The 12,888-nt window shown below is 68.1% G+C and carries 3 protein-coding genes; 2 read left to right on the top strand and 1 reads right to left on the bottom strand.

Translation table 11 applies throughout. The features are described from left to right. The first annotated feature begins 758 nt into the window (after positions 1-758). A complete protein-coding gene (locus OHA37_RS08885) occupies positions 759-1,049 on the top strand; it encodes a hypothetical protein (RefSeq protein WP_323182319.1) in 291 nt (96 codons plus the stop codon). A 284-nt stretch (positions 1,050-1,333) separates the two neighbouring features. Here OHA37_RS08885 and OHA37_RS08880 read toward each other — a convergent pair whose 3' ends face one another. Further along, positions 1,334-4,477, bottom strand: a complete 3,144-nt coding sequence (locus OHA37_RS08880; protein WP_266903793.1) for a DNRLRE domain-containing protein — start codon at positions 4,475-4,477, stop codon at positions 1,334-1,336. Positions 4,478-5,131: 654 nt separating this feature from the next. Between OHA37_RS08880 and OHA37_RS08875 the strand changes: the two genes are divergently transcribed. After that, complete coding sequence (locus tag OHA37_RS08875) at positions 5,132-12,886, top strand: ricin-type beta-trefoil lectin domain protein (RefSeq protein WP_443046294.1); 7,755 nt, start codon at positions 5,132-5,134, stop codon at positions 12,884-12,886. Positions 12,887-12,888 lie beyond the last annotated feature (2 nt).

The raw sequence follows: 12,888 nt of genomic DNA, 5'->3' as shown, positions 1-12,888 counted from the left end.
TGGGCGAGGAAGGGGCCTTCGGCCTGGAATTTCTCGTGGAGTTCGCGGAGGCGGTCGTGGCGCTGGTCGACGGTGAAGCCGGGGACCATCCAGACGACTTCACGCAGGAAGTAGATGACGGTACCGATGTCGAGGAACTCGGTGGGCAGTCGCTCCGAGTGCAGATCTACCGGTCCGTAAGCGGGTGCGGTCCGCAATTGCTCCGGCTCTTGCTCCGCTTGGGCGGAGGGCGGAAGCGCCGACTCCGGGCCGAACCTGATGGCGAGGCCGTCGTCATAGTGGCGCCACCACGTTCGATACGCCCCGTACGTCGCGCAGGAGCCGTCGTCCTAGCCGCGGTGGGTGCCAGAGTGTGGCTGCTATGGCGGACGGATCGACTGATCTGGGGCAGCGATAGCCAGTGGCGGCACGAGGAGGCAGCCCTGGCAGTCACACTGACCACAGCCAGGGACGCTGACCCACCCAGCGTCACGGATCCGTGCGACGGCAGATTCCGCCTGGTGGCGGAGTTCCGGGCAGGCCCGGCCGCATGGCGGCGCAGTCCGCCACCGTGGCGCCCACGCCGGGTCGCCCCGAGGTGCGCGGCGCCAGTCCGTCGATCGCAGGCTGGGCTCTCGGGCTGGGCGGGGCGGGCCAGACCCTCGACCGCACCCTCTATGCGAGCCTCCTCCTCCCGCATATCCGTCACGACCCGCACCGCAGCCCTCGTCACCCTCGGCGGCGCTACCACGGCATCACTTGCCCTCATCCCGGGCCCGATGCCGCTACTTGTGGGCCTCGCGATCCTGGCCGGAGTCGCATGGGGCAACCTGGCTCCGCTTCAGGCCACAGCTGTCACCGATCGCTGGGGCACCATTCAATACGGCCGGCTCTCCGGACTCGTGGGCGCACCGGGCCAGATCGCAGCCGCCCTGGTCCCCTGGGCCAGCGCAGCCCTCCCCACCTCACTCGGCGGATACTCCTACCTCTTCGCGGCCCTCGCCGTGCTCTCCGCCGTGGCCGCGCGTTTCGCCCTGGTCGCGCCAGGAGAAGGCCGCGGCCACCGCTGACCAGGTCCGTTCCAAGTGGCAACCAGCGTCACGTTTGCGCACGCAGCGCCCATAACGCACATCACCTACGTCACGAAGTCAGCCATGCGTCGCCCTGACCTGCAATTATCTTCCACCTGTTTTCGATTCACTTGTTTCTGACGACGCACCACGTGGAGTGCGTGGTGATCCTGGAGCGGGTGGCGAAGGACGCCTGACCTGCTGTGTGCCGGTGTGCATAGACGACAGCGGCCCCCCGCCACCGCAATCCGGTGGCGGGGGGCCGCTGTCGTGGGGCGATGGTGTCAGCCGAAGGACTTGATCCCGCGCCAGTCCACCGCGAGCACCGTCTTGACGGCCGGGTTCGTGTTGGTCGTGGACGGGTGGTAGATCTTGATGTTCCCGTCGGCGGCGGTGCGGACCCACAGGTCGGGGATCCGGTCTCCGTTGATGTCGGGGATGGCGACGATCGCCGAGATGTTCTCGGGCGTCCAGCTGGTGCCGTACGAGGTGTCGGAGCCCTCACGGGAGTTGGCCGCGAGCTTCAGCGAGTCGATGTCGACGCTGCCCGCGACGGAGCCGGGCTTGCCGTGCCGGAGGTAGATGGTTCCGGAGTCCAGGCTGCGCCACAGCAGGTCGGGCGTGTTGTCGAGGTCGATGTCGGCGATGTTGACGATCTCGCGGGGGCCCCAGGCCGTGCCCTCCATCAGCGTCGCGCTCTGGAAGGTGGCTCCGGTGTAGCCGGAGAGCAGCCAGAACTGGGTGCCGACCTTCACGGCGACATCGGTCATCTTGTCGCCGGTGATGTCCCCGAGGGCCTTCATCGACACCCAGGTGCCGGGAGCGGGCGTGTTCGACGGAAGGAGGATCTTGAGCCGCTTGCCCACGTCGAACGAGCCGTAGCCGTCACCGGGGTAGAGGTAGAAGGTTCCGTCCGGGTCCACGGCGAACAGGTCGGTGGTGCCGTCGCCGGGGTAGACGTCCGCGTAGTGGGAGATGAGCGCGGGCTTGGTGCCGTTCCACCAGGGGGCCTTCGGAGCCAGGTCGGGCTTGCCGTCGGCGCCCATGGTGTACGAGCCGGTCAGGCCGCCGTACAGCTCGCCGTCCGGGCTGCCCGGGTAGGAGAGCAGGTTGCCGTTGGCATCGATGACCATCAGGTCGGCGATGCCGTCGCCACCGACGTCACCCGGGCCGTCCGCGGTGTCCCGTGGGGGGACGTAGGTGCCGTAGTCGCTGCGCGCGCTGACGTTGCCGAGCGAGTCCAGCGCGAAGAGGTGCAGCCAGTTCGGGCCGGCGTGCGGGGGCTTCAGCGCGGGGACCGTGAACGAGCCGTTGACCGCGGTGACATCGGTGTAGGTGAGGCCCTCCCAGCCGTAGCGGAACTTCGCCGCGCCCTCGGAGGTGATGGTCATGGGTCCGGTGCTGCCGAACTTGACGGTGGCCCAGGTGGTGCCGTCGGAGGTGGCCCGCTTGAACGGGGTGGTGTCCTCGTCCACGGTGGGCGGCGGGGGCGCGGAGGCGTCGACGGTGATCCGGCAGGGCTCGGTGCCCGGCGGATAGTTGGTCGAAGTGGCGCCGGCGGCGTCCTGGGCCATGGCGTCCCAGGAGTACGTGACCTTGTCCTCCAGCGGGAACGTGGCCGGGATCGTCAGCGACACGGTGCCGCCGCCCGCGGGTGCGGAGACGAGGGTGCCGGGCGGGACGGTGCCGCCGGTCTTCCAGAAGCGGAAGCGGATCTTGGACAGGTTGTCGTCGTCGTCCGTGGCCGTGGCCTTGAGGATGATGTTGGTCTTGCCGACCGTCACACCTCCGCCCGGACCGGGCACGCAGGCGCCGCCGGGGGACGAGGTGCCTGCGGTCGGCTCCTTCGGCGGACGGTTGTAGTCCACCTCGAACGTGGCGGAGGTGGCGCGGAACTTGCGCCAGGTCTGGGTGTCCGACTCGCTGGTGGCACGCATGCCGAAGGTGATGTTCGGCCAGCCGTTGTCGGCGCCCTTCTGGGCGGCCGCGAGGACGCCGGAGTTGTTGAAGGCCTCGTACTCGTCGGGGCAGGACGTCGACCAGCCGTGCGCGAAGGACTTCTTCTGCATCTCCGTCGCCCACGAGGGCTGTGAGTTCCAGGTGGTGCCGGAGGAGATGGTGCCGGTCAGGTAGAGCTTGAATTCGCGGGTGGTGCAGGACCAGGAGTGGTTGTTCAGCACCTTGAAGGTCGCGCTGGTGACCTTGGCGCCCTTCATCTTCGGGTCGAAGTCCATCCGCCAGAACGAGCGCCCCAGACCGCCGGTGTCCGACTCGTAGCCCACGCGGGCGTCGGAGGTGCCGGAGGAGAAGTTGGTGCCGTTGTAGAAGCTGGAGTTCGGGTACGGGCGGTACGCCGTGGTCCACGCCAGCCAGCCCGCGTTCATCGTCGGGTCGACGAAGAGCGGGAACTTCAGGTCCTTCGCGGTGAGCAGCCCGGACCCGGCGAGGTCCAGCGAGAGACGGGCGGTCCCGGTCTTGTCGCCCTCCACCGTCATCGGGAGCTGCGCGGACTTCGCGCCGGGCTCGATGCCGGAAAGGCCCGACAGCTTGAGGACCTCTGCCGGGGTGGTGGCGGCGGTCCGGGTGGTGGTGCCCTCGGGGAGCTCGGGGTCGCGGCCGCTGGAGTCCCAGGTGAAGGGGGTCGGTATGGAACCGATCTCCGCACCGGTCTTGTCGAGGACCTGCACCCGGTTGCTGCCGGTGTCGTTCTGGAACGTGGCGGTCGCCGAACGCAGGCCGTAACCGACCCGTGCGAGGCCCTTGTTCGCGGCGGCCTCGGGGGTCTTCACGATGAGGACCTGGGCGAAGCCGCCCTCCTCGCGCGCCACGAGCAGCAGGTCTACGCCCGGCAGCACCTCGGAGTAGAGGGCGCGCGGGCCGTCGAGCACGGGTACGGGCAGCGCACCGGGCCAGGTGTAGGCGATGGTGTGCTCGCCGAACTCGACCTCGGCGAGCAGTGATTCGCCCGGGGTCTCGGCACGGGCGAACGAGCGGTCCGCGCGGTCCTTCGACGCCTCGCCGGTCGCGAAGCGCACCGGCAGGGCCGCGTTCGCGGGGGAGACCCCGAGCCCGCGCGGCGCCTTCTCGGAGCGGCGGAGGGTGTTGTCGATCGGCGCCCACTTGCCCGCGGCGTTCTTCGCGCGCTGCGGAAGGGCGTGCGTCCGGGTGCGGAACTGCCCGTCGGGCAGGGCCCAGGTCTGCGCGGTGGCCGTGGTGGCGGTGTCGACGAGGACCGGTTCGCCGCTGCTGAGGGACTTGGCCACCGCGGCGGCCTCGTCGACCGGTCCGGTGGAAGCCTGTTCGGCGTCGGAAGCTTTGCCGCCGGCGGTCGTGGACGTGGAATCGGGCTGCGACCAGAGCAAGAGGGCAGCGGTGAGGGCGGCCAGCACCAGGCCGATGGTCAAGGACAGCCGTGTGCGCGTGCGCACGAAGGGGCTGAGAAATGGCAGCGCGGACACGGTGTCTACTCCCGTGTGAAACCAGATGGATTGAGGACAGCACAACCAGCCCCGGACGGCAGGCCGCGGGGCAGAGAGCGGACACACGATCACACAGTCCCCACGCAACGTCCACAATTGCAATCTTTACCGGACCGTAACCCCGGAGGCGGCCGCTCCGTTCATCGAATTTTCATGTCCGACTTGGGGCGGTCTGGACGACTCGGTGTCGCTGTTGTCCGGAGAGACTCTATTTTTCCGAAAGATCATCAGTGGTGATCACCTGTGCCGAACTGGGTCGTGAGGCACGTCACTTCACACGTGCGCAACCGGGAACGACCTTCCTTGCTCCCCCATCCGCCCATGCCGCAGAGTGCGCACGCACGCGCCTGAGGCAGGCGCGTGCCTTTTGGTGTTTCTGCTTGGTGCTTCTGCACCTCATTTGTTGTCTGTTTGCCAGGGTGGGAGTCGACGCGCATGCGTGCTGCAGGTCCGTTGTCATGGCTGGGGCGGGGACGCCTGGCCATGACGGAGTCACAACGACGGCACCGGCGGCGAAGCCGCACGGCGACCGTCATTTTGCTGTCCTCACTACTGACCGTGACGAGCCTGGGAGGGCAGGCGCTCGCCGCTCCCGGGCCGGGTATGAACCGCGAGGAGTCGACCACGACGGTCGACCTTCCGGACATCCCGAAGAGCGCGGAGCTCGAGGGCGACAGTCGGGCGAAGAAGGAGCTGACCACGGCGCCCGAGGTGCCGGTCGACCCTTACGACCCGAAGGCCACCACCGCGTGGACCGCGGGCAGCGGCAACGCCGCACTGACGGCAACCACGCAGCCGGGCACCACCGTTCCCGTCAGCAACGGCCTGCCGATCGCCATCGGAGTGCCCGAGGGCACCGACCCGGCCACCGTCGCGGGTGACTGGAGGGTCGACCTCGCCCCGCCGTCCACCTCGCAGGACGCGGGTGTGTCGGGCCTGGTCATGAAGCTGACCCCGCCGGCCACCGCCGACCCGGCCGCCGAGGTGTCCCTCACCGTCGACACCACCGGCTTCGCCGACCTCTACGGGCCGCAGGCAGCCGACCGCTTCGGCCTGATGCTGCTGCCCGAGTGCGTGTACTCCGACCCCAACGCGGGCGAGTGCGCCGAGGGCGGCGGCATCCAGACCATGTCGGGCAAGTCCGCCTCGGACACCTTCGAGCGCCTGAGCTCCACCGTGGAGACGGTCCCGGCGAAGGAAGCTCCCACCCGGAGCACCGCCGCGAAGGGCGCCCCCACCCGCAAGATCGTCACCGGCACCGTGCCGGTGTCCGGCCTGCTCGGTGAGGGCTTCACCTCCGGCGAGGCCCGCCAGGCGATGCTGGCCGACGGCATCCAGCCCGCCGCCAACGCGGCCGGCGGCTCCGCGGTCGGCATGCTCGACACCGGCTCCTCCGTGCAGGGTGACTTCACGGCCTCCCCGCTGCTGTCCTCGGGTGCCTGGTCGGCCGGCTCCTCCTCGGGTGCCTTCACGTACTCGTACCAGGTGCAGACCCCGGAGACGGCCGGCGGCCTGATGCCGAAGGTCGGACTGTCGTACTCCTCCCAGTCCGTCGACGGTCGCACCAGCTCGACGAACAACCAGGCCTCCTGGATCGGTGACGGCTGGGACTACAACGCGGGCTCCATCACCCGTACGTACGCCAACTGCCGCCAGGACTCCAAGAAGGCCGGCTCCAACAACGCCACCCACCGCACCGCGGACCTCTGCTGGGGCTCGGACAATGCCACCCTCTCCCTCGGCGGCATGACCACCGAGCTGGTGTGGGACGAGACCAAGAGCAAGTGGTTCACCGCCAACGGCGACGGCTCGAAGGTCGAGCGCCTCACCGGCCAGGCCACGGGCAACGGCGCCAAGGACGGTGAGTACTGGGTCGTCACCACCAAGGACGGCACCCGCTACCACTTCGGCCTGAACAGGCTGCCCGGCTGGTCGGACAACGGCTCGGCCGCCGACGACCCGACCACGGACTCCGTCCTCACGGTCCCGGTCTACGGCAACCACGCAGGCGAGGACTGCTACCAAGCGGGCGACTGGAAGAACTCCTACTGCACCCAGGGCTGGCGCTGGAGCCTCGACTACGTCGAGGACATCCACAACAACGCCATGACGCTGTGGTGGAAGAAGGACCAGAACTACTACGCCCGCAACTTCAACTTCAAGGCGCCGGTCGTCTACGACCGCGACGGCTACCTGTCCCGCATCGACTACGGTCAGCGCCGCGACAGCATCTTCAGTACCGAGGCCCCGGCGCGCATCGGTTTCAGCGTCGCCGAGCGCTGCTACACCGTCGGCAGCGTCGCCTGCACCGAGGACAACTTCAAGTCGAAGGACCCCGGCCAGTACCGGCCCTGGTTCGACACCCCGGCCGACCTGCGCTGTGAATCCGGCAAGAAGTGCTGGAACGCCGGTCCGACCTTCTGGACCCGCAAGCGCCTCGACAAGATCACGACCTCGTCCCAGCGCCGGACCGACACCACCGCCCGCCAGGTCGTGGACGTCTACCAGCTGAAGCAGAGCTTCGCCGAGCTGAAGACCGGTCCGAACACCGCCCTGTGGCTGGAGTCCATCCAGCGCACCGGGTACGCCCGCAACGGCTCCACCGACGCCAGCGTCAAGCTGAACCCGGTCCGGTTCGAGTCGAACACCGAAGACATGCCGAACCGCGTCAAGGCGGTCAACCCGCAGCGCCCGGGCTTCTCCCGGCTGCGCATCGCGCGCGTCACCAACGAGTACGGCGGCGACACGGTCGTCACGTACAAGCCCCTGGTCGGCGACTGCCTGAGCGGCCAGCTCCCCGGCAAGACGGACACGGCTGCACTCAAGGCGAACAACCGCCTCTGCTACCCGTCGTTCTGGAACCCGGACCCCGAGGTCGAGGACATCGACTGGTTCCACAAGTACGTGGTCGACTCGATCGAGGAACTCCCGAACGTCGAAGGCGCGTACCCCACCAAAACGGCCTACGCGTACAAGAACCCGGCCTGGAAGCTCGCCGAATCCGAATTCAGCAAGAAGTCGACCCGGACGTACTCGCAATTCGCGGGCGCCGAGCAGACCACCGTCATCACCGGTGTCGAAGACGCGGCGATCGGCAGCAAGCAGTCCAAGGCCGTCACCCGCTACTTCCGCGGCATGGGCGACACCGTCCCGGTCAAGGACGTCCACGGAAACGCGATCAAGTCTTCGGACGGCTCCACGGTCTACGACCGCGAGGCCTTCGCCGGCCGCGTCTCCGAGGAACTCAGCTACACCTACGCGACGGATGCCGACACCGCCTGGCTGACCCGGAGCATCACCGTCCCCGAGGCCACCGAACTCGGCAAGCGCAACCGCGACGACGGCCTGGACCCGCTGAAGGCCTGGCGCGTCACGGAGCCGGAGGAGGTCGCGTACACGAAGTCTTCGGGCACCAATGCGGACGACGCGCGCACCCTGCGCGAGGTCCGCACGAAGACGACCTACGAGTCGACGTACGGCCTGCCCACGCAGGTGGAGTCCCTGGGCGACATCGACAAGCCCGGTGACGAGTCCTGCACCAAGTCCGAATACCTGCACCACACCGGCAAGAACATCATCGGCCTGTCCAAGCAGGTCCTGGTCTCCGCGAGCACCTGCGCGGCGGCGAACTTCACCAACCTTTCGACGCTGAGCGGTGCTTCCCGCACCTCCTACGACGGCACGGCCTACGGCACCGCCCTGTCCGCCACCACGCGCGGTCTGGCGACCGAGTCCTGGTCGCTGAAGGGCGACGGCAGCGGCTTCCAGAGCAACGGCACGACCGGCTTCGACGCCATCGGCCGGGTGATCCGGAAGACCGACCCGGACGGCAAGTCCTCGACCATCGCCTTCGACCCGCCGACCGGGCAGGTCTTCAAGGTCACCCAGGCGAACTCCGTCGGCCACACCCAGGTGCAGGAGCTGGAGCCGGGCCGCGCGGTCACGCTGAAGACGACCGACGCCAACGGCCTGGTCAGCAACGCCACGTTCGACCCGCTGGGCAGGATGGCAGAGGCATGGGCCCCCGGCCGTACCCCCTCGCCGTCCTCGGTGCCCGACTTCCGGGCCGAGTACACGATCCCGGCCGAGGAGACCGACCCGGACGACGCCACCCAGAAGATCCGCAAGCCTCCGTACGTCGTCACGTACGGGCGCGGTCACGACGACCGGATCGAGACCTCGGTGACGCTCTACGACGGCCTCGGCCGCGAGCGTCAGTCGATGGAGGAGCCGGAGAGCGGTGGCGGCTATCTGGTCACCGACACCCTGTACAACAGCTCCGGTGAGGTGTGGCAGACCAACAACGCCTACCTCACCAAGGAAGCGAAGATCGGCGAGCTCTTCAAGCCGCTCGCCGACACTGCGATACCCAACATCACCCGCTACACCTACGACGGCCTCGGCCGCGTCCTGGCCGAGACCCCGTACATGAAGTACGTGGACCCGCAGACCAAGGCGACCTCGTCCAAGGAGTACCCGGAGCGGGCCACCCGCTACGAGTACGGAGCGGACTGGTCGAAGATCATCAACCCGCAAGGGGCCTCGACCTACCGGGTCTTCACCGACGCCCTGGGTCGCACCACGCGCACGGACACCTTCAACCCCGCCGCGCCCGGCGGCTACACCTCCGTGAAGCACGAGTACGACGCCGCCGGCCGGCAGTCGAAGGCCACCAACTCGGCGGACACGGACCACCCGTGGAGCTGGTCGTACGACCACCGCGGCCGGATGGTGACCGCGACCGACCCCGACACGGGTGTCACGCGCAACGAGTACGACCACCGCGACCGTGTCCTGACGACCACCAACGCTCGTGGTGTGAAGGTCTGGAACGGCTACGACGAGCTGTCGCGGCCCAAGCAGCAGCGCCTGAACGACTCCGCCGGCACGCTGCTGGCCGACTTCTCGTACGACACCGCCCCGGGCGGCAAGGGCATGCCCTCCACCGCCACCCGCTACACCGACGGCCTGGCGTACACCCAGAAGGTCAACGGCTTCACCAAGGACTACCAGCCGACCTCGACCACCCTGTCGATCCCGCAGCAGATAGCCGACACCTGGGGCTTCGCCAAGGACTACAGCTACAGCTACAACTACACCGACTCCGGCGTGCTCCAGGACGCGCAGCTTCCGGCGGTCGGCGCGCTGGACGCCGAGAAGCTGGTCGTCCGCTACAACGACAACGGGCAGCCGCTCTCCGTCTCCGGCAAGGACTGGTACGGCTCCGAGACGGTCTACTCCCCGTACGGCCAGGTGCTCCGCTCGACGCTGGGCGCCCAGCCCTACCGCGTCTGGACGCAGAACTCGTTCGACGAGTCCAGCGGTGAGCTCAAGGAGCAGTCGGTCCACCGGGAGCAGAACACCGCCAGCCTGGTGGGCGGCAACCTGGTCTCGAACCGGGCGTACGCCTACGACCCGGCGGGCAACGTCACCTCGATCCAGGAGAAGTCCGTAGGGATCGAGGAGCGCCAGTGCTTCACCTATGACCCGCTGGGTCAGCTGAAGTCGGCCTGGACCTCGAAGGACCAGACGAAGTGCGCCGGCCCCAAGAACACCGACGGCACCATGAACGTCGTCGCGGGCAAGGACGGATCCGGCTACTGGCAGGACTACGAGTACGACCTGCGCGGCAACCGCACCAAGCTGACCGAGCGCAACCTCGCGGGTGACACGGCGAAGGACGCCGTCACCACCTACGACTACGGCAAGAACGCGGCGAAGGACCAGCCGGGCACGCTGACCAAGGTCACGAAGAAGTACACGACCCCGGCCGGCGCGCAGATCACGGCCGAGGCCACGCGTCTCCACGAGCTGACCGGCCAGACCAAGTCCGTCACCTCGGTCCAGAACGGCGACAAGCAGGACCTGACCTGGACCTACGACGGCAAGATCGATCGGATCACGGGCCAGGGCTCGGGCGGCAAGACCCCGTACGTGGGTCTCGGCCAGAAGTGCCTCGACCTCAAGTCCGGTCTCGCGGTCGCCGCCACCGCCATCCAGCTGTACGCGTGCAACGGCACCGTGGCACAGAAGTGGCACTTCGACCCGGTCCCGGGCCAGGCGGACGCCAAGCTCGGCACCCTTCAGGTCTACGACACGTGGTGTGTCCAGCCGACCGGGAACACGGCGGGCTCGGCCGCGCAGTTGCAGAAGTGCAACGGCTCCGCCGCGCAGCAGCTGAAGCGCAACGCCTCGGGACAACTGACCCACAACGCCTCCGGTCTGTGCCTCGCGGTGCAGGGCGCGGCGAACGTCAACGCGACCCCGATCGTCCTGGCCACCTGTGACGCGGCGCAGGCCGCACAGCAGTGGCTGCCGCAGGACGACACCCGTCACATTTACGGCCCCGACGGTTCCACCCTGCTGACCATCCAGGGCAAGCAGGCGACGCTGAACCTGGGCGAATCGCAGATCACCACCCAGCAGGGCGGTGTCCTGGTCCGCACCGAGCGCACCTACTCCGCCCCCGGCGGCGCGGTGCTCCGCTACGCCAACGGCAACGGTGGCGACGCCCTCACGGCGCTGGCGATGGACCACCAGGGCAGCATCTACACGGAGGTCGCCCTTGCCGCCGGCCAGGCGGTACGGGTCCGCAAGCAGGACCCGTACGGCAACCAGCGGGGCGCCGACACGGCCGGTCAGAACATCCAGACCGGCAAGGGGTTCCTGGGCAAGGACCGCAGCGACTCCTCCGGCTTCCAGCCGCTGGGCGCCAGGCTCTACGACCCGGTCGTCGGCCGCTTCCTGTCGGCCGACCCGATCCAAGACCTGAACGACCCGCTGCAGTCCAACGGGTACACGTACTCCCACAACAACCCGGTCACCTTCTCCGACCCGTCGGGTCTCTCGATCGAACTGACCGCTTCCGAGCGGTCGGCGGCCCTGTCCGGCGCGGGTCTGTCGGAGGCGCAGGTCGCCCAGGCCCAGGCGATGCAGGGCAAGTCCCTCGGCTCCGTCATCCTCGCCGTGGCCTGGGAGACGCTGAAGGACTTCATCGGCATCAACGACGCCATGGCCTGCTTCGGCGGTGACCTGTGGTCCTGCGCCGGCCTCATCGTCGGCGCCATTCCCTGGACGAAGATCAGCAAGATCCCGTCGGTCCTCAGGGCCGTCGACCGCACCATCGGCGCCATCCAGGCGTTCAAGGCGGCGAAGGTCGCCGCCGAGGCCGTGCTGAAGGCGGCGAAGGCCGCCGAGGCGGCGGCTCTGCAAGCCAAGAAGGCGGCGATCGAGAAGGCCAAGAAGGAGGCCGCGCAACGGGCCAAGAAGAAGGCCGCCGAAGAAGCCAAGAGAACGGCCGACGCAGCCGCGGCGGCGAAGAAGAAGACGGGTAACCCCGTCCAGAAGCAGGCCCAGGCCAAGGCCGCCCCGAAGGCCTCCACTCACTCGGGCGGTGGCAAGCCCAAGGCCGGCGGGAGCAAGCCGGGTGGCTCCTCCGGAGGCTCCGCCCGCAGCAAGGGCGGGTCCAGCGGAAGCGGCGGCTCGGGCAAGGCCGACGGCGGCGGTTCCTGCTCCGTTGCCAGCAACAGCTTCGTGCCCGGCACGAAGGTGCTGATGGCCGACGGATCCGTGAAGGCGATCGAGAAGGTCGAGACCGGCGACAAGATCCTCGCGACCGACCCCAAGACCGGGGAAACCCGCGTCGAGACGGTCACCGCGCAGATCAAGGGCGAGGGTCTCAAGCACCTCGTCACGATCACGATCGACATCGACGGGGATGCGGGCTCGAAGACCGCCGAGGTCACCGCGACCGACGGTCACCCGTTCTGGGTCCCGGAACTCGGTGAGTGGATCGACGCCGCGGACCTGAAGCAGGGCCAGTGGCTCCAGACCGGCGCGGGTACCCGCGTACAGATCACCGCGGCCAAGCCCCAGACCGCCGCAAGCGCCACCGTGCACAACCTCACGGTGTCGGACCTGCACACGTACTATGTGCTGGCGGAATCCACCCCGGTTCTCGTTCACAACTGTGGTACCGAGACGCTCGGCGAGAACAAATATTCGTGGGAGCACGAGGGGTCGGATAGCCTCTTCGAGGCGGAAATCGACGACAATGGAACCATGACGATGCTTGCCGGGGTGACAAAGCAGAGCCCTGTGAGGGGTATCGTCCTGTTCAACAAGGCGCTTGATCATTTCGGCGATCGAGTCACGTCCATCAATGGCAACCTCATTGAAGAGAACAGGGCCACCTTCAATACGCTCACAGGTGGTGGCATGGCGCCGGAAGCAGCGATCCTCGAAACTTGGACAGGGAAGCTGGCAACGAGAAGCGGCTTCAGCAACCTGCAATCACTTCGCCTTATCGGTGAACCTGGGAACTATTCCAAGGTTGAGCCGATCTTCACGAGACCCTGAGG

Origin of the sequence: Streptomyces sp. NBC_00335, assembly GCF_036127095.1 — a bacterium.
Taxonomy (GTDB): Bacteria; Actinomycetota; Actinomycetes; order Streptomycetales; family Streptomycetaceae; genus Streptomyces.
The sequence above is the reverse complement of the archived record's forward strand: the minus strand, read 5'-3'. Positions and strand labels throughout refer to the sequence as shown.

Bases quoted from the DNA above. Each gene is read 5' to 3' on its own strand.
- OHA37_RS08885 (WP_323182319.1), top strand. From the start codon at position 759: ATGCCGCTACTTGTGGGCCTCGCGATCCTGGCCGGAGTCGCATGGGGC.
- OHA37_RS08875 (WP_443046294.1), top strand. From the start codon at position 5,132: ATGAACCGCGAGGAGTCGACCACGACGGTCGACCTTCCGGACATCCCG.